At 73.5% G+C, this 24676-nt stretch carries 23 protein-coding genes; 11 read left to right on the forward strand and 12 right to left on the reverse strand.

Annotation, left to right across the window (positions count from 1 at the left end):
* Positions 1-138: 138 nt before the first annotated feature.
* On the reverse strand, positions 139-729 hold the full coding sequence (locus ACWCYO_RS29870; protein ID WP_270147770.1) for a GNAT family N-acetyltransferase: 591 nt from the start codon (positions 727-729) through the stop codon (positions 139-141).
* Positions 730-752: 23 nt separating this feature from the next.
* Positions 753-2159, reverse strand: a complete 1407-nt coding sequence (locus ACWCYO_RS29875) for a hypothetical protein (protein ID WP_449785928.1) — start codon at positions 2157-2159, stop codon at positions 753-755.
* A gap of 370 nt (positions 2160-2529) precedes the next feature.
* On the opposite strand from ACWCYO_RS29875, the gene ACWCYO_RS29880 reads away from it, so the two are divergent.
* From ACWCYO_RS29880 to ACWCYO_RS29910, 7 genes are all read left to right on the forward strand, one after another.
* A complete protein-coding gene (locus ACWCYO_RS29880) occupies positions 2530-2652 on the forward strand; it encodes a hypothetical protein (protein WP_270147773.1) in 123 nt (40 codons plus the stop codon).
* An 84-nt stretch (positions 2653-2736) separates the two neighbouring features.
* Complete coding sequence (locus ACWCYO_RS29885) at positions 2737-3477, forward strand: hypothetical protein (RefSeq protein WP_449785929.1); 741 nt, start codon at positions 2737-2739, stop codon at positions 3475-3477.
* A gap of 2 nt (positions 3478-3479) precedes the next feature.
* Entirely contained in the window at positions 3480-4784 is a 1305-nt protein-coding gene (locus ACWCYO_RS29890) for a UDP-N-acetylglucosamine 1-carboxyvinyltransferase (protein WP_449785930.1), read from the forward strand.
* Positions 4785-4786: 2 nt separating this feature from the next.
* Positions 4787-5830 carry a serine hydrolase domain-containing protein gene (locus tag ACWCYO_RS29895; protein WP_270147777.1) on the forward strand — a complete coding sequence of 348 codons (1044 nt, stop codon included), beginning with the start codon at positions 4787-4789 and terminating at the stop codon, positions 5828-5830.
* A gap of 11 nt (positions 5831-5841) precedes the next feature.
* Positions 5842-6876, forward strand: a complete 1035-nt coding sequence (locus tag ACWCYO_RS29900) for a UDP-N-acetylmuramate dehydrogenase (RefSeq protein WP_449785931.1) — start codon at positions 5842-5844, stop codon at positions 6874-6876.
* A gap of 155 nt (positions 6877-7031) precedes the next feature.
* The gene (locus ACWCYO_RS29905) at positions 7032-8585 is read left to right on the forward strand and encodes a DNA-3-methyladenine glycosylase 2 family protein (protein ID WP_270147779.1); all 1554 of its coding nucleotides are present in this window, start codon (positions 7032-7034) and stop codon (positions 8583-8585) included.
* Positions 8582-9091, forward strand: coding sequence for a methylated-DNA--[protein]-cysteine S-methyltransferase (locus ACWCYO_RS29910; protein ID WP_270147781.1), 510 nt, complete (start codon positions 8582-8584; stop codon positions 9089-9091). Before ACWCYO_RS29905 ends, ACWCYO_RS29910 begins: the two co-directional genes overlap by 4 nt.
* 29 nt (positions 9092-9120) lie before the next feature.
* Here the strand turns inward: ACWCYO_RS29910 and ACWCYO_RS29915 are convergent, their stop codons facing one another.
* Together ACWCYO_RS29915 and ACWCYO_RS29920 are read right to left on the reverse strand one after the other, a co-directional pair.
* Positions 9121-9630, reverse strand: coding sequence for a GNAT family N-acetyltransferase (locus ACWCYO_RS29915; RefSeq protein WP_449785932.1), 510 nt, complete (start codon positions 9628-9630; stop codon positions 9121-9123).
* Positions 9631-9673: 43 nt separating this feature from the next.
* Complete coding sequence (locus tag ACWCYO_RS29920; protein WP_270147784.1) at positions 9674-10189, reverse strand: MarR family winged helix-turn-helix transcriptional regulator; 516 nt, start codon at positions 10187-10189, stop codon at positions 9674-9676.
* Between the two features lie 144 nt (positions 10190-10333).
* On the opposite strand from ACWCYO_RS29920, the gene ACWCYO_RS29925 reads away from it, so the two are divergent.
* The gene (locus ACWCYO_RS29925) at positions 10334-11842 is read left to right on the forward strand and encodes an MFS transporter (RefSeq protein ID WP_449785933.1); all 1509 of its coding nucleotides are present in this window, start codon (positions 10334-10336) and stop codon (positions 11840-11842) included.
* A 76-nt stretch (positions 11843-11918) separates the two neighbouring features.
* Here the strand turns inward: ACWCYO_RS29925 and pth are convergent, their stop codons facing one another.
* From pth to ACWCYO_RS29945, 4 genes are all read right to left on the reverse strand, one after another.
* Positions 11919-12503, reverse strand: coding sequence for an aminoacyl-tRNA hydrolase (gene pth, locus ACWCYO_RS29930; RefSeq protein WP_449785934.1), 585 nt, complete (start codon positions 12501-12503; stop codon positions 11919-11921).
* A 144-nt stretch (positions 12504-12647) separates the two neighbouring features.
* A complete protein-coding gene (locus tag ACWCYO_RS29935) occupies positions 12648-13280 on the reverse strand; it encodes a DUF305 domain-containing protein (RefSeq protein ID WP_449785948.1) in 633 nt (210 codons plus the stop codon).
* A gap of 86 nt (positions 13281-13366) precedes the next feature.
* Positions 13367-14029 carry a DUF3105 domain-containing protein gene (locus ACWCYO_RS29940; RefSeq protein WP_270147790.1) on the reverse strand — a complete coding sequence of 221 codons (663 nt, stop codon included), beginning with the start codon at positions 14027-14029 and terminating at the stop codon, positions 13367-13369.
* A gap of 103 nt (positions 14030-14132) precedes the next feature.
* Entirely contained in the window at positions 14133-14654 is a 522-nt protein-coding gene (locus ACWCYO_RS29945) for a hypothetical protein (RefSeq protein WP_270147791.1), read from the reverse strand.
* Between the two features lie 327 nt (positions 14655-14981).
* Here ACWCYO_RS29945 and ACWCYO_RS29950 point away from each other — a divergent pair, with 327 nt between their 5' ends.
* Positions 14982-16568 carry a protein phosphatase 2C domain-containing protein gene (locus ACWCYO_RS29950; RefSeq protein WP_449785935.1) on the forward strand — a complete coding sequence of 529 codons (1587 nt, stop codon included), beginning with the start codon at positions 14982-14984 and terminating at the stop codon, positions 16566-16568.
* Between the two features lie 233 nt (positions 16569-16801).
* Here ACWCYO_RS29950 and ACWCYO_RS29955 read toward each other — a convergent pair whose 3' ends face one another.
* The 4 genes from ACWCYO_RS29955 to ureA all read right to left on the reverse strand — a co-directional run bounded on the left by ACWCYO_RS29955 (position 16802) and on the right by ureA (position 20988).
* Complete coding sequence (locus ACWCYO_RS29955; RefSeq protein ID WP_270147793.1) at positions 16802-17401, reverse strand: TetR/AcrR family transcriptional regulator; 600 nt, start codon at positions 17399-17401, stop codon at positions 16802-16804.
* 88 nt (positions 17402-17489) lie between these two features.
* A complete protein-coding gene (locus tag ACWCYO_RS29960) occupies positions 17490-18533 on the reverse strand; it encodes an agmatine deiminase family protein (protein ID WP_449785936.1) in 1044 nt (347 codons plus the stop codon).
* A 26-nt stretch (positions 18534-18559) separates the two neighbouring features.
* Positions 18560-20281, reverse strand: coding sequence for an urease subunit alpha (locus ACWCYO_RS29965; RefSeq protein WP_449785937.1), 1722 nt, complete (start codon positions 20279-20281; stop codon positions 18560-18562).
* The gene (gene ureA / locus ACWCYO_RS29970; protein ID WP_270147931.1) at positions 20278-20988 is read right to left on the reverse strand and encodes an urease subunit gamma; all 711 of its coding nucleotides are present in this window, start codon (positions 20986-20988) and stop codon (positions 20278-20280) included. The genes ACWCYO_RS29965 and ureA overlap by 4 nt, the downstream gene beginning before the upstream one ends.
* A gap of 512 nt (positions 20989-21500) precedes the next feature.
* On the opposite strand from ureA, the gene ACWCYO_RS29975 reads away from it, so the two are divergent.
* Both ACWCYO_RS29975 and ACWCYO_RS29980 read left to right on the forward strand, forming a co-directional pair.
* Positions 21501-22046 (forward strand): ATP-binding protein, encoded by a 546-nt coding sequence (locus ACWCYO_RS29975; protein ID WP_449785938.1) that lies wholly within the window; start codon positions 21501-21503, stop codon positions 22044-22046.
* A 354-nt stretch (positions 22047-22400) separates the two neighbouring features.
* Positions 22401-24653: a SpoIIE family protein phosphatase gene (locus ACWCYO_RS29980; RefSeq protein WP_270147935.1), complete on the forward strand. Its 2253-nt coding sequence runs from the start codon at positions 22401-22403 to the stop codon at positions 24651-24653.
* The last annotated feature ends 23 nt before the right edge of the window (positions 24654-24676 follow it).

Genomic DNA, 24676 nt, shown 5'->3' on the forward strand with positions numbered 1-24676 from the left:
GGCCGCACCATGTCCCGCCTGCTCGCCGAGGTCGAGGCCGAACCGCCCCAACTGCTCCGCGCCCCGGACCAACCGGTCTGGCGCGGCAAGGCCGAAGCGGCGACGGGAGGACAAGCGAGGGGCCCAGCCCCCGGGCCATCAGATCCGAATCCCTCCAGGAGCGACCGTCCCACTGGCCTCCAGCCCATCGATCGGCGACCACTCCTGCTCCAAAATCGAGTAGGTGATCGAGTCGCGCCAGGCACCGTGGACGAAGACGTGGTCGCGGATCCGACCGTCCTCGGTCATGCCGACTCGGAGCAGAGTGCGCTCGGAGGCCTCGTTCAGCGGTGAGCGAGCCGCCCAGATGCGGTGCAGGCCGAGGTAATTGAAGCCGAGTGCGCACAGCAGGTGGACCGTCTCGGTGCCGAGGCCCTTGCCCCACTCTGCCGGGTGGAGGGCGAACCCGATGGCGGCGGCTTGCTGGGGCTCAGTCGCCAGACGCGCGTAGCCGATCAGCTGGTGCGCGCCGAGCCGAGTGATGGCGAGGCAGTACTCGGTGCGAGGGGTTGTCTTCGCTGAGGCGATGGAGCGGGCGGTGATCGCCTGGACCTGCTCGCGGGTGCGGGGTTCGAAGCTGAGGTGCCGGGTGGCCACGGGATCGCCGTAGATGGCGAGGAGGGCGTCGGTGTCCTCGGGTTCGACTTCGCGCAGTGCCAGGCGGGGGCCGGCCAGGTGGACTGAGGTCATGGCTGCGGAGCCTATCCGCGGGATCACCGGACGAGGACCGAGGTCGGGGTGGCGGTGAAGGCCTCGATCTCCTGCCGCAGGTTGACGCCCACGATGCCGTTGCCACGGCTATCGGCGCTCAGCGCGGCGTGGACGCGCTGAGTGCTGCTGACGATGCCGAAGTTCCGCTGCTCGATGGGGAGGTCGAGCACCGGGCGGACGGCCTCGGCAGCCCCTTCGATCTCGCCTCGCGCGATGCGGGCGAGGGCGAGGTCGGTCTGGGCGCCGGCCTCGTCGCCGAAGGCCCACTCGTCCTCGAAAGCGTCGCGGTAGGCGGCGACGGCGGCCTCGGACTGGCTCTCGCCGAGTGCGGCGTCCTCGCCGAGCTGCACGGTGGCCTCGGCGACGTAGTAGAGCTGGCGGGGGACTGGGAAGGTCATGATGCCGCCGAAGGCGTCGAGGTCGTCGGGTTCGACAGCCCCACGGGACTCCTCGGCCTGCTGGATTGCGGCGCGGGTGGCCTCGCCGTCACCGAGGAGGGAGTGGGCACGGGCGGAAAGACAGGCCAGCCAGACGCCGGTAGTGCCGCGGACGTCGCCGGCCGCGCTCTGCCCGAGGGCGGCGTACTCGGCGGCCTCGCCGGGGCGGCCCGCCCAGTAGGAAATGAGCGACTGGAGCGAGCGGACCCAGGCGCGCATCGCGTGGTGGTCGGCGTTGTCGGCGCAGACGAAGGCGGTGCGGGCCTGCATCATCGCGGCGCTCGGGTTGCCCAGGTCGTGGCTGGCCTTGGCGAGCATGCCGGAGGTGATCCCGGCGAGCAGGTACAGCTCGCGGGCCTGCAGGGGCTTGACGCGGCCGTGTTCGAGGAGGCGAAAGGTGAGGTCCTGGACCTCGACCAAGTCGCCGAGCAGGGTCGGCAGCGCCAGCCTCGGGTAGGCGACGGTCAGCCGCCGCACCTCGTCGTGGATCTGTCCCAGGGTCTCCGGGCCGATGCTGCTGCCCTCCGCCAACGCGGTGAACCGAAGTGCACGACGAGCCGCCATCGCGACCTGCCTTTCCAATTCCGTGGTGCCCGCGTCGAAGCGGGTCTCGCTGTTGGACGGGCCACCGGCAGGCAGTACCGCTGCCTGCTCGGAGGGGGGAAGGACAGGGACCGGCCGTGGCGGCGGGACGACGAACGAGCCGGCGACCGCAGGCGCCGGCAAGGAAGCGGCGGGTGCGGGCGCGAGGAGCACGTCGACGCTGACGCCGAACATCGCCTCCAGCACTCGGCACTGGTCAGGGTAGGGCCGAGTCTTCACCGCGCCGCCGTACCAGCGCTCGAATTGCCGTTTGGAGACCGACAAACCACGAAGCCGAAGGTCGTTCTCCTGCTCGGCGGCCGAGTTCGCCGTCGACTCGAACCGGAGGCGGAAGGTCTCGTAGACCTGCCAGTGCCGCTGCAGCGTCAAGACCCTTAAGAGAGTGGGAGTTTCGGCCACAGCGAATCCTCTCCGTCCCTGTTCGTCTGCTCTGACGATAGCCATGGCCGGTCCGTAGGAAACCCGTCCGGAGGGCTCTCGGGCCAGATGACGGCAGCCATGACGGTGGCCATGACGCACCACGTCGTCGGCCACGCCAACCAGCTCCCGGCGACGACGAGGCCATGACGGCAGCGACGCCGTATCGATGCGTAACCATTCGACGCCATGCTGACGGCACTTCGCAATCCGCACACAACTGACAGCGAAGCGTGATGTCGGGGCGGCGTGCAGCACCTGCTGATCACCCCGTCCAGTACCACTGGCGCACCGGCCCGTGGCCGGCAATGGGAGGGACCCGATGCACGACGCCATGACCGGACACGACTCCGGTGTGATCGCCGCCAACCCGGCGCCCGACGAGTACGTCGCCCGGATCGAGGTCTGGCCCGCCTGCGCCTGCCCGCAGCATCGCGCCGACTGATCCGCGCGAGTCGCACCCGCCAACACAGGGGCGCAACAACGCCCCAACCCTTTTCCACTCGCTCGCCCGAGAGGAGAACCAGCCATGCACCGGTTGACCGACACGCCCGCGCTGCACACCGAACTGGAGCGCATCGACTACCGCACCACCCCCGCGTACTACTTCGACGCCGAGCAGATCACTGACCCGGTGGTGCTGCACCTGCTGAGCCGCTGCCCGACCGTGTTCGGCATCAAGAAGGCCATCACCGACCTGCTGGCCGGCAACCTGGACATCCCGCTGCCGAAGGCCACCGGAACCATCGAGCCCGGCGCCACCGTTCGGGGCCAGGTGATCGTGGCGCCCGGGGCTGTCATCGCCGAGGGCGCGTTCGTCACCGGCCCGGTGCTGGTCTGCCCCGGCGCGGTGATCGAGGCCGGCGCCCGGGTCCGCGACAACACGGTCATCGGGCCTGACTGCCGGATCGGCTTCGGCGCCGAGGTCGCCCGCTGCTTGCTGACCGGTGGCGTCTTCATGAAGCACACCAGTTTCGTCGGGGACTCCGTGCTCGGCCTCGGCGTCAACATCGGTGCGTTCGTGTCCACCACCGGCCTGCGGGTCACCTCCGGTCCGGTCACCGAACCGGCCACCGAAGAGGTCTGCGCTCACCTCGACGGCCGCCGCATCGCCACCGGCCAGACGAAGTTCGGCGCGGTGATCGGCGACGGCGTGATCGTTCCCGCCGGCACCGTGCTCCAGCCCGCCACCCTGATCGGCGCGCACACCCTGCTCTACCCGAAGACCCAGGTCGGGGGTTTCTTCCCGGCCGGAAGCCAGGGAAGGTGACCATGCCCACCAACGACACCGCCACGACGACCGACCAGCGGGCCGTACGGATCACCGGAGGCCGCCGCCTGGCCGGCACCGCCACCGTCCAGGGCAGCAAGAACATCGCCCTGCACCTGTACGCCGCCGCGATCCTCGCCGACGACCCGCTCACCCTGGCCGGTGCACCCGAGATCCTGGACACCCTGGTCGTCGCCGACATCCTGCACCGCACCGGCACCCGCACCACCGTGACCGGCGACGAGTTCGCCACCCGCCCGGCCGACTCCTACTTCCCCGTCATCCCGGACGACCTCGGACGGCGCATCCGCACCACCGCGGTGATGGGCGGCGCCCTGCTGGCCCGCACCGGCAAGGTCACCTTCCCGCTGCCCGGCGGGGACGCCTTCTGCGCCCGCTACATCGACCGGCACCTGGCCGCGATGGAAGCCGCCGGGGCCGAGGTCGAGGTGGACCGGGGCCGGGTGCGGGCCCGCTTCACCGGCAAACGGCTGCCGTTCATCACCGACGCCGAGACCCGCTCGTGGGGGCCGAGCCTGGGTGCGACGGTCACCGCGATGCTGCTGGCCGCCCGGACTCCGGGCACCTCCGCGATCCTCAACCCCAGTGTGGAACCCGAGGTCACCCACACCGCCGCCCTGCTCTCGCAGGCCGGCGTCGGCATCGAGTGGCGCGGCAGGAAGGTCCTGAACGTCACTGGTACCGGCCGCATTCGGGGCGGGGTGTTCACCGTGCCGCCGGACCGGCTGGAGGCCGCCACCCTCGCGCTGGCCGCCGCCATCACCGGTGGCACCGTCCATCTGGATGGCTTCCCGCCGGCCGCGTTCCCGGACGGGCTGGTGTCAGTGTTCGCCGATGCCGGAATCCAGCTCGACCCGCTGGACGGCGGAACGGCCATCAGCACCCCGGCCGGGCGGCGGCCGGTGCAGATGGCCACCGGCCCGCACCCGGGCTTCCCGACCGACGTGCAGCCGCAGCTGACCGCCTTCCTCACCCAGGCCGAGGGCACCTCCCGCATCAACGAGCGGATCTACACCCAGCGCGACACTCACCTGCCCGCCCTGGCCGCGTTCGGCGCCGCCGTCAACGCGACCGGCTCGGTGATCACCGTCCGGGGCCGGTCCGCCCTCACCGGCGCCGACGTGGCCGGGGAAGACATCCGGGCGGTGACCGCTCTCGTGATCGCCGCCCTGGCCGCCGAGGGCACCTCTACGATCCGAGGGATGTATCACCTGCGGCGCGGATACGGCAGCCTGCTGCCGAAGTTGGCCGCGCTCGGTGCCGACCTGACGATCGACCAGGAGTAGCCGTGACCCTCACCGTGCCGTGGAAGCCGAACGCGCTCGCCGACCTGCGCGAGTGCCTGGATCTGATGACCGCTGACGGCACCGTGCCTGGTGGTGTCATCGCCCACGGCACCTTCGACACCGAGCCCGGCTACCTGGCGTCCGGCGTCGTCGCCCCGGAGTGCGGCGACGCCCGGCCGGGGCCGGGCACGGTGTACGACGTGGCCTCGCTGACCAAGGTCCTGGCCACCTGGCCGCTGGTCGGCACCTCCCTCATGGATGGCTTCACCCTGGACACCCCGATCCGCGAACTGCTGACCGGCATCCCGACCGAGGCACCCGGAGGCCAGGTGACGGTTCGCCAGGTCCTGACCCACACCTCCGGCCTGCGGGCCGACACCCGCCTCGACCAGTACCGGCACCGCGCCGAGCCGCTGGCCGACCTGATCTGTGGAGAGCCGCTGATCGCCGACCCCGGAGCCGGTCACCGCTACATCAACCGCGGCTTCATCCTCCTCGGCCTGGCCCTGGCCCACTACCGCTGCCAGCGCCTGGACGAGCTGGCGACCGAGCTCTGGCAGCACCTCGGCATGACAAGCACGACCTACGGACCGGTGCCCCGCTCCGCTCAGGTCGCCCCGACCGAGCAGCGACTGTCCGGCGGGCCCCGGCTGTGGGGGATGCCGCACGACGACAACGCCGCCCTGCTCGGCGGAGTCGCCGGCCACGCCGGGGTGTTCACCACCCCGGCCGACCTCGCCACCTTCGCCACCCACCTGCTGACCTCACACGCCGCCGATGGGCCCCTGGGCCGCTGGCTCGCCTACAGCATGCGGCCGCAGGCCGAGATCGAGCCGGGCCTCGACCGTGGCCTGGCCTGGATCCTGGCGGACGAGGGCAGGGTCGCCTACCACCACGGCTTCACCGGGACCAGCCTCTACCTCGCCCCGGCCACCGGCCGCTACCTGGCCATCTGCACCAACGCCGTCTACCACCACCAGGACAACCGCACCCGCCTCGCCCCACTGCGGACCCTCGCCCTCAAGGCGATCACCGACGAACCCTAGGAGGGCCACCCGTGCCCAGCAGCACGCTCGCGTCCCTCACCACCCTGCGGCTCGGCGGCCCGGCCAGCGACGTCCTGCAGGTCGCCGACCCCGACGACTGGTTCGAACTGGTCCGTACGATCGGCGACCGGCAGGAGGACGCACCCCTCACCCTCGGCCACGGCAGCAATGTCATCGCCTCCGACAACGGCCACGAGGGCACCGTCGCCGTGATGAACACCCGGGGCATCACCGTGAAGCGGGTGGACGACGACACGATGGCCGCGACCGTCCAGGCTGGCCACCCGCTCGCCGACCTCGTCCAGTGGGCCGCAGCCGAACACCTCGCCGGAATCGAGTGCCTGGCCGGCATACCCGGCACTGTCGGCGCCGCCCCCGTCCAGAACGCCGGAGCCTACGGCCAGCAGGTCTCCGACACCCTCGACCGCCTCACCGCCTGGGACTGGGACACGGGCCGCCTGCGGACCCTGCCCGCCCAGGCATGCCGCCTCCGCCACCGCGACAGCCGCTTCAAGAACGACCCCGGCCGCTGGACCATCCTCACCGCGACGTTCCACCTCACCCGCTCACCGGCTGCGCCGATCACGTACCAGCCGCTCGCCGACGAACTCGGCATCCACGTCGGCGCCCGACCGCCCGTCGCCGAGGTGGCCACCGCCGTCCTCGCCAACCGTCACCGCCGTGGACTCCTCCTCGATCCCCACGGACCCGACGCCCGCCAGGCCGGATCGGTCTTCCTCAACCCACCCGTCACGGCCGCCCAGGCCGCCCGCTGGTCGGCTGCCGGCTGCCCGGTCCACACCGACAGCGACGGGCAGCTGCGGGCCAGCGCCGGCTGGCTGCTGGAGCACACCGGCTACCGCCCCGGCTACAAGATCGCAGACGGCATCCGTTGCTCGGAACGCCGCACCCTCACCCTCACCGCCCACGACGGAGCGACCGCAGCTGGCTTCGCCCAGGCCCTCACCGCACTCTCGGCGCAGGTCGGGACCGCGACCGGATTCACGCTCCACCCCGAGCCGGTACCGGTCGGCACCTGGCAGTGATCCCCACCTTTCTCATGCGGCCACATCTATCAGTTCCCGTGCAGGGGGTTTTTCGTCGCCGCTTCGGCACAGCCGGAGCGGCGACGGGGAGGCCCCTAACGGTGATGTCCGATTTCCGCCAGTGACGTCCTCCCCCGTGCCGCAGACTGGACAACGTGATCGACGACGACATCCGGTACCGAGCCGTGGACAGCCGTGACGCCCGTTTCGACGGCGTGTTCTTCACGGCCGTCACCTCCACCGGCATCTACTGCCGACCGAGCTGCCCCGCCGTGACCCCCAAGCGCGCCAACTGCCGCTTCTACCCCAGCGCCGCAGCCGCCCAGGGCGCCGGCTTCCGGGCCTGCCGCCGCTGCCGCCCGGACTCCGTCCCCGGCTCCCCGGAGTGGAACCACCGCGCCGACCTGGTCGGACGCGCGATGCGTCTGATCGGCGACGGGGTGGTGGACCGCGAGGGAGTCGCGGGCCTGGCCGGCCGGCTCGGCTACAGCGCCCGGCAGCTGCAGCGCCAGCTGACCACCGAGCTCGGCGCCGGCCCGATCGCGCTGGCCCGCGCCCGCCGCGCCCAGACCGCCCGGCTGCTCCTGCAGACCACCGAGCTGCCCGTGACCGACGTCGCGTTCGCGGCCGGCTTCGCCTCGGTCCGCCAGTTCAACGACACCGTTCGCGAGGTCTACGACCGCACCCCCAGCGGCCTGCGCGCCGAGGTCGTGGCGGGCCGCCGCACCGCGACCCCGGCCGGCGGCCTCACCCTGCGCCTGGCCTACCGCGGCGCGATCGACAGCGACCACCTGATCGACTTCCTCGGACTGCGCGCCGTGCCCGGCGTGGAGGAGGTCGTGCCCGGCGCGCGCCCCGGCGTGCGCACCTACCGGCGCACCCTCGCGCTCCCGTACGGGCACGGCATCGCCGAGGTCGACGGCCTCGCCCCGGGGGACCCGCGCACCCGCGGCTGGCTCGACTGCCGCCTGCTGCTCGCCGACCTGCGCGATCTGCCGACCGCCGTCCAGCGGCTGCGCGTCCTCTTCGACCTGGACGCCGACCCCGACGCCGTCGACGAGCAACTCGGCGCCGACCCGGTGCTGGGCCCGCTGGTCCGCGAGCGCCCCGGCCTGCGCTCGCCCGGTCACGTGGAGCCGCACGAGCTCGCCGTCCGCGCCGTGCTCGGCCAGCAGATCACCGTCGGCGCCGCCCGCACCCTGGCGGGCCGGCTCGCCGAGAAGTACGGCACCGCGCTGCCCGAGCCGAACGGCGGCCTGCGGCTGCTCTTCCCCACGGCGGCGGCCCTGGCCACCGCCGACCCGGAGGACTTCGCGATGCCCGCGGCCCGCCGCCGCGCGCTCACCGGCCTGTGCGCGGCGCTGGCCGAGGACGTGGTGCGCCTGGACGGCGGGGTGGACCGGGAGGAGGCCGCCGCCCGGCTGCTGGCCCTGCCCGGCATCGGCCCGTGGACGGTCGGCTACCTGCGGATGCGCGCCCTCGCCGACCCCGACGTCTTCCTCCCGAGCGACATCGGCGTCAAGCACGGCCTGATCCGGCTCGGCGCCCCCGGCGACCCGAAGGCCGCCGCCCGCGCCGCCGAGTCCTGGGCCCCGTGGCGCTCCTACGCCGTCCACCGCCTGTGGGCCGGCCTCGCGAGCCCCGCCCCGGTCACCGGAACCAGCCCCGACATCAGCACCAGCACCGGAACGGAGTACGACCCGGCATGAGCACCACCGTCTACACCACCATGGAGAGCCCCTTCGGTCGCCTGCTGCTCAGCGGTGTGCGGCCCGACGACGGCGGCGCGGCGGCCCTCGCCACCGTCACCGCGCCCGGACAGAAGTACGCGCTGGCCGAGCCCGCCGACGACTGGGAGTTCGACCCCGAGGCCCTCGCCGAGCCGGTCGCCCAGCTGACCGCCTACTTCGCCGGCGAGCGCACCGCCTTCGACCTGGCGCTCGCCCCCGAGGGCACCGAGTTCCGCCGCCGGATCTGGGCCGCGCTGGACGAGGTCCCGTACGGCACGACCGTCACCTACGGCCAACTCGCCGAGCTGGCCGGGCAGTCGCCGCGGATGGTCCGGGCGGTCGGCGGCGCGGTGGGTGCCAACCCGCTGCTGATCGTGCGCCCCTGCCACCGGGTGCTCGGCGCCAACGGCTCGCTCACCGGTTTCGCGGCGGGCGTGGACCGCAAGCGCCGGCTGTTGGAGCTGGAGAGCGGCACGCTCTTCTGAACGCGCCGAACAGGCCCTTCCGACGGGCGTCAGCCCCGCAGATCCACCCGCCAGTCGTTGCTGCGCATGAACCGCCCGGGCGGGAACTCGAACTCCGTCTCGCCGAGCAGCGTGAACCCGGCCTTCGCGCAGACCGCGTTGGAGGCGGGGTTGTCCACCGAGGGGAAGGCGTGCAGGTAGCGGTGCGGGGCCTCGCGCCGGGCGGCCGCGACGGCGGCCCGGGTGGCGGTCACCGCGATGCCCTTCCCCTGGTGCCCGGGCAGCACGTTCCACCCCATCTCGTGCACGGTCTCGCCCGCCCAGGTGCGGGTGCCGTAGCCGACCGTGCCGACCGCCTCGCCCTCGGGCAGCAGCACGATCCGGTACATGCAGCCCAGGCCGGACGGGACGAAGTCCAGGTAGCGCCCGTGCCGGACGAGCAACTGCTCCTCCGTCTCCGGCCCGCCGACGTGCGTCTTCATGTCCGGTGTGTTCACCCGGCGCAGCAGTGCGAGGTCGGCGTCCGTCCAGGGCTCGATCTGTACCTCGATGTCGGTCATGTCGGGGACGGTAGTCCCCGCCGCCTTCCGGCAGCCACCGATTTCAGCCGGCCGCAGGCCCCTCGGGCAGGGTGCCCGGCTGGGCCAGGGCGCGGGCGAGCCGGTCGAGGGCGGGCAGCGCGTGGACGACGGCGTCGCGGTCGGCCGGGTCGAGGGTGCCCAGGGCGGTGGCGATCCGGCGTTCGTGGGCGTGCTGCCAGTCGTCCAGTTGGCGGCGTCCGGCCGGGGTGAGCGCGATCCGGGCGGTGCGCCGGTCGCCGGGGTCGGCCTGGCGGTCGACGAACCCGGCTTCCAGCAGTTTGCCGACCAGCCCGCTGACGGTGTTGGGGGCGAGCCGCTGCCGGGCGGCGAGTTCGCCGACCCGCAGCGGGGCGGCGGCGAGGGTCTGGAGGAGTTCGACCTGCGCCATCGGCAGGGATTCCCACGGGTAGTCGGTGCGGATGCTGCTGCGCAGGGCGCGGCGCAGCCGGGTGACGGTGTCGGTCAGCCGCCGGGCGTGTTCGACCGCCGGGTCCGGGCTTTCGGTGGCGGAGTCGGGAACGCGTGGTGACGACGGCATGGCGGACAGCGTATCGCCTGGTACGGGGCTGTTCCGGGGCGCTGTCCGCCCCTCGGCCGCGGTGTGGCCGTACCGCGGGCTCCTTCGTATCGCAGCACGAGCAAGTCGTAGAAAGAACATATCTGCATCCGATATATTTGTCCCATGAACGCCACCGCCCTTGTCGCGCGCCTGCTCACCGAGCGGCCCCGGCCCCGCGGCATCGCCGGCTGGCGCCACGCCCACTGGCTGGCCGTCGGCACCGTCTGTCTCGGAGCCTTCCTCGGCCAGCTCGACGCCAGCGTCATCGCCCTGGTCTTCCCCGCCCTCGGTCGCCACTTCGACGCGGGCTTCGCCGCCGTCGAGTGGGTCGCCCTCGCCTACCTGCTCGTCCTGGTCGCCCTGCTGGCCCCGATCGGCTGGCTGTCCGACCTGGTCGGCCGCAAGACCATGTACATCGGCGGTTTCGCCGTCTTCGGCCTGTCCTCGCTCGGTGCCGGGTGCGCCGACAGCCTGTGGATCCTGGTCGGCTGCCGGGCCGTGCAGGCCGTCGGCGCCGCGATGATGCAGGCCAACAGCGTGGCCCTGGTCGCACGCGGCGTCCCGGAGCACGCGATGCGCCGCGCGCTCGGCATCCAGGCCGCCGCCCAGGGCCTCGGGCTGGCGCTCGGGCCGAGCCTGGGCGGGCTGCTGGTGGAGCACGCCTCGTGGCGGTGGGTGTTCTGGGTGAACGTGCCGATCGCCGTGTTCGGCATCGTGGCCGGCCGGTACCTGCTGCCCCGCACCCGGACCGGCCCGCCGACGGCGGTCCCGAAGCCGCGCGGCGAACGACCGCGCGGCGAGAGGCTGCGCGACGATACGCCGCGCAGCAGCGGGCGGCAGCCGCGCGAGCCCCGCTTCGACCTGCCCGGCATGCTGCTGCTCACCGGCGCGACCACCGCGCTGCTGCTCGCGCTGTCCACGGCCTCCGGCCTGCCGCTGCCCGGCTGGGCGGTCGCCGTCCTGCTGCTGGCCGCCGCCGTCCTCGCCGTGGCACTGGTGCGCCAGGAGCGCCGGGCGGCCCGGCCGATCCTGGCGCCCGGGCTGGTCAACACCCCGGGCGTGCGATCCGGGCTGGTGGTCGCGCTCATCGGCTACCTGCTGCTGTTCTGCCCGCTCGTGCTGGGCCCGGTGCTGCTGACCGGCGCGGGCGTGTCGACGGCGGCCGCCGGCCTGGTGGTCACCCTGCTGCCCGCCGCGTTCGCCGTCGCCGCGACGGTCGGCGGCGGGCTGCTGCCCCGGGGCTGGTCGGACGTCACCAGGTGCCGCTTCGGTGCGGGCCTCGCCGCCGCCGGACTGCTGACGTTCGCGGTGCTGCCGGTCTCGGCCGCCGCGGTGGCGGTCCCGCTGCTGGTCGCCGGGTACGGGCTGGGCCTGCTGCTGCCGGCCAACAACGCCCTGGTGATGCGGGCGATCCCGGCGGAGTGCTCGGCCGTCGGCGGCGGCATGGTGAACATGGCACGCAGCCTCGGCACCGCGCTCGGGATGGCGCTGTCCGTCCTCGGTGTCCACCTGGCGGGCGCGGCGTCCGGTGGGCGGACGGTGCTGGTCACCCTCGCGGCGGTCGCGGTGGCGGCCGTCGCGCTGACCCGCCCCGCCGCAGCCCGGACCCGCCCGGCGGCGGCCACGCGCTGACGTACGGCGGCCACGCGGTGCCGTACGACGGCCACCGACCTGCCGTAGCGACGGCCACCGACCTGCCGTACGACGGCTACGCGCTGACGTTCAGGGCGTCCTGGGCGCGGTTCAGGCCGAGCCGCACCAGCGTCTCCAGGGCGTCCGCGCAACGCTCCAACACCCCTGGCATCGCGGTCAGTTCCTCGTCCGAGAACTTCTTCAGCACGTAGTCGCCGACGCTCTGCCCCTTCGGCGGGCGGCCGATGCCGAAGCGCAGCCGGACGAAGTCCCGGGTACCGAGCACGTCGCCCACCGAACGCACCCCGTTGTGCCCGCCCGGGCCGCCGCCGCGCTTCAACTTGCCGGTGCCGTAGGCGAAGTCGAGGTCGTCCTGGACGACCACCAGACGCTCGACCGGCACCGAGTAGCGGCGCATGAGTCCGGCCACCGGGCGGCCGGACTGGTTGATGGTGAACCACAGCGGCTTGGCCAGCAGCACCGGCCGGCCGTCCACCTCGATCTCCGCGACCACGCTGCCGATCCCGCACCGGCGGAACCGGGCGCCGTGCCGCTCGGCCAGCCGGTCCACGGTCAGGAAACCCGCGTTGTGCCGGGTCAGCCGGAACCAGGGGCCGGGGTTGCCCAGTCCGGCGATCAGCCAGGGCGCGTCGGTGGTCATGCGGGGGTGCTCCAAGGGAGGTGCGGACGGCGGCCGGCCGGGGCGCGGTACGGGCGGGTCGCGGGACCCGCCGTCGCGCCCCGGCCGGCCGGGGAACGAGGGGAACGGGAGGAACGAGGGGGACGGAGGGGAGGACTGCGGGGATCAGGACGCGGGCACGCCGGGGGCGGCGCCGCGCTCCTTGAGCATGTCGGTCATCAGCTCCAGCTCGGACGTCTGCGCGACCACCATCGACTGGGCGAGCCGCTTCTCGACGTCGTTCTTCGCCATGTCGACGTAGCCCTGGGCCATCTCGACGCCGCCCTTGTGGTGCTCGATCATCAGCTGCAGGTAGTACACCTCGGCGTCCCGCCCGCTGAGCGTGCGCAGCTTCGCCATCTGGGCGTTGGTGGCCATGCCCGGCATCAGCGAGCCGTCGTGCGCCTGGTAGTCGTGGTCCATCTTCATCCACGCCATCGGCTTGGCGGTCGAGTGCTGCGACAGCCCCCACTGGTCCAGCCAGCCCGTCATCATCCCGCGCTGGTTGGCCTGGGTGTTGATGATGTCGAAGGCGAGGGTGCGGGTCGGCTCGTCGCCGGTGCGGTCCCGGACGATGAACGACAGGTCCACCGCCTGCTGGTGGTGGGTCGCCATGTCGCGGGCGAACCCGGCCTCGGGCGAGTCGTCCGCGGGGATGGTGATCGAGGCCGAACCGGAGGCCGAGGTCCCCCCGGCCACCACGGCCGGCAGCCCGAGCGCCAGCGCCACCGCGGCGGCCAGCGCGGCCGGCCACCACATCCGCCGTCGGCCGGGACGGGCCGTGGCCTCCTCCTGCGGGTCCGCTTCCGGTTCCAGGGCGTCCTCGGGGCGGGTCCGGTCGGCGCTCACATCTGCCCCATGGTGCAGGAGGCGCCCGGCTCCTGGGTCTGCTTGCCCTGGACGTACTTGTTGAAGAACTGGTTGACCCGCGGGTCGCTGGCGCTGTCCACGATCAGCTGGGTGCTCCAGGCGTTCAGGGTGATGGTGCCCTGCTCGTCCGGGTACGGGCTCATCAGCGAGTACGGGGTGGCCTTGACCTTGTCGGAGAGGGTCTTGATGTCCTCCGGCGTGGCCTTGCCGTTGTACGTCACCCAGACGGCGCCGTGCTCCAGCGAGTGGACGGCGCGCTCGTTCTCGACCGGCTGGTCGTATACGTGGCCCATGCAGTCCAGCCAGATCGCGTTGTGGTCGCCGCCGACCGGCGGGGTCATCGGGTAGTTGACCTTGTCCTTGACGTGGTTGCGGCTCAGGTCGCCGAAGGTCTTCACGCCCGGGATGTCCGCGTTGGCGGCGGCCTCGCGGTCCTTCTTCTTCTGGTTCTGGTCCATGACGAACCAGGTGCCGGTCGCGATCGCGCCGATCACCAGCACACCGGCGGCCACCGAGGCGACGACCTTGTTGCGGCGGTCGCGGCGCTGCTCGGCGGCGCGCAGCTCGGCGATCCGGGTGCGGCGGTCGACGGCACCCTTGCCACCGGGCTTGTTGGACTGCTTGGAGGCGGAACCCATGATGGTTGTCCTTGTCCCCGCCGCGCACGGCTGGTGGCGACGGTCGGCTGAAGTGGGGGGAGGGGCGGACCCGCCGACGGGCAGCGTCGGCGGTGGGTTCCGCTCAGGACCGGTGGACCTGGAGTTCGTGCAGATCGGGGGCCGGGTGCGGGCCGTCCAGCAGGCCCGCGGGCATCACCCGGGGCAGCGCCTCGGGCGCTGGGGAGGCGAGTGGCCACGCGGCGGGCTGCGGATGCGGCGGCGGGTTCGGCAGCTGGGCGTCCTGCGGGCAGAACGGGTGGCTGGAACAGCCGTTGTTGCGCGGTGGCTGGCCGTCGGCGGTGCACAGGATCCAGTGGTCCTGCTGCTCCGAGACCCGGAGGTGGCCGTGATCGGACGCCCGGGCGGCATCGCGCGCGGCATCACGGGCGTGCGAGGACTGGGCGGTGGCCTCCGCGGCGCTGACCACCGAGACGGCACTGACCGGGTCCGGCGCCGGGCGGGCGGACGCGTCCGCCTTCGCCAGGCCCGTACACGGCAGCGCGGCCAGCAGGGTGACCAGCAGCAGGACCAACAGCGCACCCGCCGGGCGGCCCGCCGATGCGGCCCTCCCCGGTCGGGGTGAGCTCGGGGCCGACGCGGTCATGCGGACATTTAATCAGCCGAACGGGTGAAGCGATGCCCCTCATCGGCCCTCATTTTCGACCGCCAACACCCCGCAATCTCCAGGAAACGCCCTGCTCGGGGCACATCCGGCAAGCACGGACGGAACGGAAACGAACGCGGCGGTGGCGGCCGCCCCACCCCGCCACCCCGGCACCGGCGAAGCGCCAGGTGAACGCGGTGGCCGGGATGATCCGATCGGTGACCGGTTGTCGCCGAAACCCGGACAGGGTCGTTGCACTTGGAGACAATGACGCCAGTCCGGCCCCGCCGGGGGCGGCGCGACCACGGACCGACCAGGAGCCGCCAGATGAGCAAGCAGGGCGCACCCGCACAGCCGCCCCGGCCCGACGACGGCTGGTGGGACACCGTCTACGACGGCCCGGCGGGCACCCTCCCCGACACCCCGCACGCGGACCCGGGCGACGGCAGCGTCGACGACTGGTTCGACACGGCGGCCGGGCTGATCGGGCAACAGCGCACGGCGGAACCGGAGGTGGAGCCGGAGCCGGATCCCGTCGAGGAGCCGGTCGCGGAGCCCGTCGCCGAACCCGTGCCGGCGCGGGACAGCATCGACGACTGGTTCGACACCGCGATCGGCGTGATCGAGGGGACCGGCGGCATCGGACGCCAGCGCGACGCGACCGAGACCGATCGGCTGTCCGCCCCCGCCGACACGCCGCTGCCGGAGGAGCCGGAACCCGAGGTGCCGCCCACCCCGGTCTCCCTGGAGAAGCCCGCCCCCGAGCCCGCCCCCGAGCCCGCCCCCGAGCCCGCCCCCGAGCCCGGACCTTCGGCAGAACCGGCACCGGAACCGGAACCCGCCCCCGAAGCAGCCCCCGCCCCCACCGCCGAACCCCCAGCGGTCAAAGAACCCACCCCCGAACCCGAACCCGACCACGCCCCGCAGCCCGACCCGGAGGCCGCCGCCCCCATCCCCGACCCGCGCCTGGCCATCCGCGTCCCGCTCACCGACAGCGGTCCCGCCGTCCCGCACGTCGGCGAGCGTCCCCCGACGTACGGGCCCGAGCCGACGGCCGTACCGGAGGCGGACCCGGACTCGCTCGCCACGGTCGTACCGGACACCGCGCTGGAGGGCGCCCAGTACGGAGCGACGGTGCTGCGCGCGGTCTCCGTCCGGGGTGACTCCGCCCGCTATCGGGGCGAGCCGCGCCGGGACAGCCTGCTGGTCACCAGGTTCGGCGACGGCCCCGACGCACTGCTGCTCGCCGTCCTCGCGGGCTACGACCGCACGGGCGGCGCCGAGGACGAGTCGCTCACCGCGCAGGCCGTCGCCGCCGCAACCGGCGAGGCCTGCCGCCAGCTCGCCGCCGCGATCGGGCGCAGTCGGGCGGGCCTGGCCGCCGACCTGCGCGACGGAGCCCGGGACCGGCTGCGCTACGGCCTCCAGCGCCTGGCCACCGGCGCCGCCGCCCCACTGCGCGCGCTGGCGCCCCGGGCGGAGGGGGACGACAGCCCGTCCCCGGCCTCGCTGCACTGCCTGTTGGTGTCGCTGGACCCGGCGGCGGGCTACCGCGCGGCCTTCGGCGTCGGCCCCGGCGGGCTCTACCTGCTGCGCTCCGGCCACTGGATCGACGCCTACGCGGCCCGGCTGCTCCACCACCCGGACGGCCAGCCGCCCGTCCCGGAAGCCCCGGTGCCGGACCCGCGCCCGTTCCGCTTCCGCCTCGTCCCCGCCACCCCGGGCGACATCCTGCTGCTCTGCACCCCCGGCCTGTCCCGCCCGATCGCCGACGAGCCTGCCGTCGCCCACTTCCTCTCCGCCCACTGGGCCCACCCCCACCCGCCGGGCACCGTCGACTTCCTCCGCCAGGTCCAAGTCCGCGCCAAGGGCTACGCCGACGACCGCACCGCCGCCGCCGTCTGGACCGAGTGACGCCGGCCCGAGCACGAGGGCCTGCGCCAGGAGTCGGCCCGCTCGACTTCTCACGCACCCCCTGTTCGTTCACCGGGCTTCCTCACCCCGAGTGATCGGCTTCCAGCATCGGTCGCACGGCTGCGATCCCGCTGCTGTCGTCCGCACCTGGCCCGGGCCCGGCTGCTGCGGGCCGGGTGGGTGAGGAGGTGGCGCCAGAAGTCGGCCGGGCCGACTTCTCGCGCAGCCGGGGTTCAGGTGCGGAGGAGGGTGGTGGCGACGGAGGTGGCGTGGGTGAGGGCGGTGGGGGGGTGGGCGTCGGGGAGGCCGATGGCGATGGGGACGGCGAGGCCGTCGAGGAGGGCGCGGAGTTGGGCGGCGCGGGCGGGGGCGGGGCCGGGGGTGAAGTGGCCGGTGGCGGTGCCCGCTTCGATGAGGGCGACCAGGTCGGCCTGCCAGGGGGCTTCGATCTCCTGCTGGCCCTGTCGGAGTTCGGCGCTGGCGGGGGAGCGGCCCCAGACCTCGACCCAGAGGATCCAGCGCGGGTCGCCGGGGCCTTCGGGCAGGTAGAGGCGCAGGTAGGCGTCGAGGCGTTGCCAGGGGTCGAGGGTGGGGTCGGTGAGGGCTTCGCGGCGGCGGGCGCCGAGTTGGTCCTCGCTCCAGCGGAGGGTTTCCAGCAGGAGCTGGTCCTTGCTGCCGAAGTAGTAGAGCAGGTGTCCGGCGCTCATCTGCAGCTGTTTGCCGAGCCCGGCCATGGTGAGTTTGGCGAGCCCGTGTTCGGCGATGGCGGCCCGGGCGGTGGCGAAGACCTCCTCGCGGGGGCGCGCCGGTCGGCGCGGGCGGGGGTCGGCCATGGTGGGGGGCTGCTTCCTGACGGGGGAGTGGGAGGAAGGAACGGTACCGGAGCGGGGGAGGGCGCCCCCACTCCGGTCACCGAAGACGTCAGGCCCGGGGCTGCTGCTGGGTGATGCAGTGGATGCCGCCGCCGTTGGCGAAGATCTCGCGGGCGTCGACGAGTTCGACGGTGCGGCCGGGGTAGGCCGCGGCGAGGATGTCGGCGGCCTCCTGGTCGCGCGGGTCGTCGAATGCGCACAGCACGACGGCGCCGTTGGCGACGTAGTGGTTGATGTAGGAGTAGTCGACCGGCTCGCCGTCCTCGTCGAACAGGACGGTGGGAGCGGGCAGTTCGATGACCTCCAGCTGCCGGCCCCGGGCGTCGGTGGAGGCGCGCAGGATGGCGACCAGTTCCTGGCAGACCGCGTGGTCGGGGTGGGAGGGGTCGGGCTGGACGTGGGCGACGACGACGCCGGGGCGGACGAAGGAGGCGACGATGTCGATGTGGCCGCGGGTGCCGAACTCGTCGTAGTCGCGGGTGAGTCCGCGCGGCAGCCAGATCGCCTTGGTGGTGCCGAGGAAGGCGTGCAGCTCGGCCTCGACCTGCTCCTTGGTCCAGTCGGCGTTGCGGCCCTCGCCGAGCTGGACGGTCTCGGTGACCAGCACCGTGCCCTCGCCGTCGACGTGGATGCCGCCGCCCTCGTTGATCAGCCGGGAGGCGAAGCGCTGGACGTCGGTCAGTTCGCTGATGTGCTCGGCGATGTGCTGGTCCTTGTCCCAGCGGGCCCAGGACTGGGCGCCCCAGCCGTTGAAGATCCAGTCGGCGGCGGCGAGCGAGCCCTTGCCGTCGATCAGGAAGGACGGGCCGATGTCGCGCATCCAGGCGTCGTTGAGCGGGCGTTCGACGATCTCGACCTGCTCGGAGACGTACTTGCGGGCCTCGGCGGTCTCGCCGGTGTTGACGATCAGCGTCACCGGCTCGTACCGGACGACGGTGTCGGCGACGGCGGCCCAGGCCTGGCGGGCGGCGTGCAGCTGCTCGGGGCCGTCGAAGGTGGGGTTGGTGGTGGGGAAGGCCATCCAGGTGCGGTCGTGGGGGTGCCATTCGGCGGGCATCCGGTAGCCGAGGGAGGCGGGCGTGGGGGTGGTCATCGTGGGAGTCCTCAACTATGGGGGGATCAGAGGAAGTAGAGGCGGCTGAGGGAGACGCTGTCGGCGGGTTCGGAGCGCAGCGGCGAGCCGTCCAGGGAGACCAGCCCGGTCTCGGTGACGTCGACGTGGCCGATCCGGGCGTTGCGCACCATGTCGCGCGGCCCGATGCCGCGGGTGCCCCGGACGCCGACGCGGCGGCGGCGGGTGGGCAGTCCGTCGGCGGGGCGGTCGAGGTAGGCGGCGTCGGCGGCGGCCTGGGCGACGAACGCGACCGAGATGTCGGCGGCGGTCGCGCCGTGGGCGCCGAACTGGGGTCCGAGGACGAGCGGTTCGCAGCGGTCGGTGGAGGCGTTGGGGTCGCCGACCACGCCGTAGGCCGGGAATCCGGACTTGAGGACGAGCTGCGGCTTGGCGCCGAAGTGGTCCGCGCGCCACAGCACGATGTCGGCGAGCTTGCCGACCTCGATCGAGCCGACCTCGTGGGCGAGGCCGTGGGCGATGGCCGGGTTGATGGTGAGCTTGGCGATGTAGCGCAGCACCCGCTCGTTGTCGTCGCCGCTCTCGGTGGTCCCGTAGGAGCCGGTGCCGTCGAGCGGGCCGAGTTCGGCCTTCATCTTGCCGGCCATGGCGAAGGTGCGGCGCACGGTCTCGCCGGCCCGGCCCATGCCCTGGGCGTCGGAGGAGGTGATGCCGATGACCCCGAGGTCGTGCAGCACGTCCTCGGCGCCCATCGTCCCCGCCCGGATGCGGTCGCGGGCCATGGCGGCGTCGCCGGGCAGGTCGACCTTGAGGTCGTGCGCGGAGACGATCATGTCGAAGTGCTCGCCGAGGGCGTCGCGGCCGAACGGCAGGGTGGGGTTGGTGGAGGAGCCGATGACGTTCGGCACGCCCGCCATCTTGAGCACGTTGGGGACGTGGCCGCCGCCGCAGCCCTCGATGTGGAAGGCGTGGATGGTCCGGCCCTCGAGGACCCGGAGGGTGTCCTCGACCGACAGGCACTCGTTCAACCCGTCGGTGTGCAGGGCGACTTGGACGTCGTACTCCTCGGCGACGCGCAGCGCGGTGTCCAGTGCGCGGGTGTGCGCGCCCATGTCCTCGTGCACCTTGAAGCCGGAGGCGCCGCCCTCGGCCAGCGCCTCGATCAGCGGGGCCTCGTCGGAGGACGAACCGCGGCCCAGGAAGCCGATGTTGACCGGCCAGGCGTCGAAGGCGTTGAAGGCGTGGCGCAGCGCCCAGGGCGAGTTGACGCCGACGCCCCAGACCGGGCCGAACTCCTGGCCGATGATCGTGGTGACGCCGGAGGCGAGCGAGGCCTCCATGATCCGCGGCGAGAGCAGGTGGACGTGGGTGTCGATGGCGCCGGCGGTGGCGATCAGGCCCTCGCCGGAGACGATCGTGGTGCCGGTGCCGACGACCACGTCCACGCCGTCCAGGGTGTCCGGGTTGCCGGCCCGCCCGATCGAGGCGATCCGGCCGCCGATCAGGCCGATGGACGTCTTGCGGATGCCCTGGACGGCGTCGATGACCAGGACGTTGCTGATCACCACGTCGCAGGTGTCGCGGACGGCGGCGGGCTTGAGGTGCAGGCCGTCGCGGGCGGTCTTGCCGAAGCCGGCCAGGAACTCGTCGCCGGGCGCCTGGGAGTCGGACTCGACGCGGACGATCAGTCCGCTGTCGCCGAGGCGGATCCGGTCGCCGGCGCGCGGGCCGTGCACGGAGATGTAGTCGTGGGGAGAGATCGAAGTCACGACGGCACCTCCGCGTCGTCGAAGCTGGTCAGGTAGCCGGTCGCGCGGGCCTTCTCGAGTGCGGCCTCCTTCGCGCCGGGCGCGTCCAGGGGGCCGTCCACCAGGCCGGCGAAGCCGATCGCGACCCGGTCGCCGCCGATCGGGACCAGGCCGACCTCGACGGTGGCGCCCGGGTCGAAGCGCACCGAGGAGCCGGCCGGGACGGCCAGGTGGGTGCCGTAGGCGGCGGCGCGGTCGAAGGCCAGGCGCGGGTTGGCCTCGAAGAAGTGGAAGTGCGAGGTGACCGAGATCGGTACCGCGGCCGTGTTGTGGACCGGGATGAGCAGGGTCTCCTCGACCGGGTCGTAGCCGGCGCCGTCGCCGATCAGCGCGCCGCCGGGGGCCTCGTCGCCGAGCGAGCCGGCGCCCTTGAAGGGGTCGTTGACGACGGCGAGGCGGGTGCCGTCGTCGAAGACGGCCTCGACCTGGATGACGGTGACCACGTCCGGCACGCCGGGCAGCACGTCGTCGGCGGTCAGCACGGAGCGGCCGGCCTCGATGGCCTCGGCCAGGCGCAGGCCGTCGCGGGCGGCCTCGCAGACGGTGTCCGCGATCAGGGCGGTGGCCTCGGGGATGTTGAGGCGTACGCCCCGGGCTCGGCGGGCGCGGGCCAGTTCGGCTGCTGTGAAGATCAGCAGCCGGTCCCGCTCGGTGGGGGTCAGTCGCACGGTTCCTCGCTCACGGTCGCCGGGGAGGGGGGTCGGCTCGGGGCCGGGGCTTCCGGGGTGATGTTAGAACGGCGTTCAAACATCTCGGGTCATTGAACCCACACCGGGGCGTCATGTCCAGCGTTGCCGCTCGACGGGGGTTCGGCTTGTCGGGAGGGCGGCGGGGCTGAGGGTCCGGAAAGGGGCGGGCGCGCGGGGCGCCGAGGGGGCGGACACCGGGCTGGCGCACGGTGGTGGCAGGGGCGGGCGCGCGGGCCGTACGGGCGCCGGGCGTGCGCGGGATCGGGTGGGGGCGGGCTCGAAAACAGCCTCTGCGCTTCGCAAACCTGTCCGGCGCGGGCAGTTGGATCACGTGAACCTCCCCGTGCCCCTTTCACCCCACGTGATCGGACGCACACTGTTGCAAACGCCGTCAACTGGGCATGAGGATGGGTGGTCAGAACGAGGGGGCCACCCGGCCGGCGGGGGATCCGGAGGCGGGGGTCCGGATTCAAGGGCGGGGGAATGTGGTGATGGACGGTCAGTCGCGATTCCCGCGGCAGCGGACGAGTTCGGGCGACGCCTACCGGTCCGGGCCGGCCCGAGGGCCAGCCGCCGGCAGCGGTACGAGCACCAGCACCAGTACCAGCACCGGGGCGGACCTGCCGGGTGCGCCGGCCCCGGGGTGCGCGCTGCACCGCCGACTGCACCTGACGCTCGACCCGGCCGACCTGGTGGCGGTGGGTGCGGTGCGGCACCGGCTGCGCACGGCGCTGAGCCACTGGGGGGTGCCGGAGCTGTCCGACACCGCCGAACTGCTCTCCTCCGAACTGGTCACCAACGCGCTGCTGCACACCACCAAGGGCGCGGTCTTCGACGCCGTGCTCGGCTCGGACAGCCGGCTGCGGATCGAGGTGCAGGACGGCGCGAGCCGGCTGCCCGGGCGCCGGCGCGATCCGGAGGCCGAGTACGCGACCTCCGGCAGAGGCCTGTTGCTGGTGGAGGCGCTCGCGGACTCCTGGGGCGTGCAGCTGCGCGGCGACGGCAAGGTCACCTGGTTCGAGCTCGCCACGCCGTGACGGAGACGATGACCGCGACGAGGACCGCAGCGCTGACCGCGACGACGACCGCGGCGACGACCGCGCACCCAACCGCCCAGGCCCGCAGGGTCGTTCGCCATCGATCGATCCGTTCCCGAAGCAAGCCCTGAACACAAGGTGGGGCACAAGATTTCCGGCCCGTTGGCATTGCCGCTCGGCCGAACATTGGACAGGATGGTGGGAATGTGTGTCCACGTGCGGGAAGCAGCGGGGAGACCGAACCTCGACTGACCACCGTCCGTCGGCACCGTCCGATCCAGCACGACCCATCACACCGCCACGCGGCCCGTCCGGACGGTCGGCGCGGTCCGCCACGGCAGCGGCAGGAGCAGCATGCCCACTGAGCCAGAGTCGCCGGGGCCGGCCCTTCCTCCCGGCGCGCCCGCCGTGGAGTCGCCGCCAGCCGCCCGCCCGCCCGCGCAGGCCACCCGCCGCAACTCCGTGCGCACGCCGCCCGTGCTCGCCTCCGGGCGGCTGGCGCCGGTGCTGTCCGGCGGACTGCCGCCCTCCTCCGCCGACTCCATGCCGGACTGGCTGGAGCCCGCGATGGCCGCCAACGGCATCGGCTCCTTCGACTGGGACATCCGCCGCGACGTCCTGGAGGGCGACCAGCGGGCCTGCGCGATCATCGGCCTGGACGCCGTCGAGCGGGACCGCTTCGACCGCACCGCCGCCTCCTTCCTGTCCCTGCTGCACCCCGAGGACGCGCCCGTGGTGCGCCGCCGGGTCGAGCGCGCGGTGGCCGAGCTGGGTCAGTGCGGCGCCTACTACCGCACCGTCGGGCCGAACGGGACGATGCGCGCGGTGCGCTTCCGCGGCCGGGTGCTCGCGGACGCCTTCGGCCGCGCCTCCCGGATGGTGGGCTTCGTCTGGGACGCCACCGTCGAGCTGCACAAGCGCGACCGGGCCGACCGGCTCGCCCTGCTGCGCGAGGAGCGCTCCCGGTTCATCAAGGAGGCCGCGCGCGCCCTCTCCGAAGCGGTCACCGTCCGTGACGTGGCCCGGGTGTTCACCGAGCTGCCGCTGCCCGGACTGCCGCCGGACGGCCTGGTGCTCGCCTCCTTCGAGGCCGGACGGGCCAGGATCCTCGGCGCCTCCGGCTACCGCTCCCAGGCGCTCGCCGTCTGGGACCGCGCCGTGCTGCCCGCCGGCCACCCGGCCGCCGAGGCGCTGAAGCACCGCGTCCCGGTCTTCATCTCCAGTCGCGAGGACTTCCGCGACCGTCACCCCGACGTCTGGGAACAGACCAGCCGCACCGGCCGCGGCTCCTGGGCCTACCTGCCGCTGGTGGCCAGCGGCCGGGCGATCGGCGTCTGCGTGGTCAGCTTCGACGACGAGCGCGAACTGGACGCCGACGAGCGCACCCTGCTGACCACCCTGGGCGGGCTGGTCGCCCAGTCGCTGGCCCGGGCCCGGCTGCACGACGCCGAGCACGAGCTGGCGGCCGGCCTGCAGCGGGTGATGCTGCCGCGCACCGTCCCCTCCATCCCCGGCGTGACCACCGCGGTGCGCTACCTCGCGGCCGGCTCCGGCCTGCAGATCGGCGGCGACTGGTACGACGTGGTGCCGCTGCCCGGCGGGCACGTCGGCCTGGTGATCGGCGACGTCCAGGGGCACGACGTGCACGCCGCCGGGATCATGGGCCAGCTGCGGATCGCGCTGCGCGCCTACGCCGCCGAGGGCCACCCGCCCGCCGCGGTGATGGCCCGCGCCTCCCGCTTCCTCGCCGACCTGGACACCGACCACTTCGCGACCTGCACCTACGCCGAGGTCAACGTGGACTACGGCGTGGTCTACGCGGTCCGTGCCGGCCACCTCGACCCGGTGGTGCGCCGCGCGGACGGCACCGCCGCCGTGGTGCCGGTGGCCGGCGGGCTGCCGCTGGGCATCGACCCGGACCAGGAGTACCGGGTCACCCGGTTCAGCCTGGACCCGGGCGAGACGGTGCTGCTGTGCACCGACGGCCTGGTCGAGGCCCGCGGCATGGACCTGGACGAGGGAATCGGACGGCTGACCCGCGCCCTGGCCCGCCCGCTGCCGCTCGCCGACGAGGCGGCCCGCGACCCGTTGGAGGAACTGGCCGACCGGATCGCCTCCCAGGCCGCCGACTCCAGCGAGCGCGAGGACGACATAGCGCTGCTGCTCCTGCGCTGGGACGGCCCGGCGGGCGGGCTCGCCGCCCAGCAGCTGCGCCGCCGGATCGGCCAGGCCGACCTGGCGCGGATCGCCGAGGTCCGCGCCGAACTGCGCGACGCGCTGCGCCGCTGGGGCGTCGCCGAGTTCATCGACACCGCCGAGCTGCTCTCCTCCGAACTGGTCACCAACGCGATCCGGCACACCGACCGGGACGCCATGTTCACCGCCCGGCTCTACCGGGAGCCGGCCTCGGACGGCGGCCGGGCCCGGCTGCGGGTCGAGGTGGAGGACGAGTCGGACCTGTGGCCGACCCGCCGGACGCCGGGGGAGCAGGCCTCCTCCGGGCGCGGGCTGATGCTGGTCGAGGCGCTGGCGGACTCCTGGGGCGTGGAGCCGCGCGGATCCGGCAAGCGGATGTGGTTCGAGCTCAGCGGGTCGAACGCGGCCTGACCGTTCCGGGCCGGGGCCGGCCC

Source organism: Kitasatospora sp. NPDC001683, from assembly GCF_053596495.1.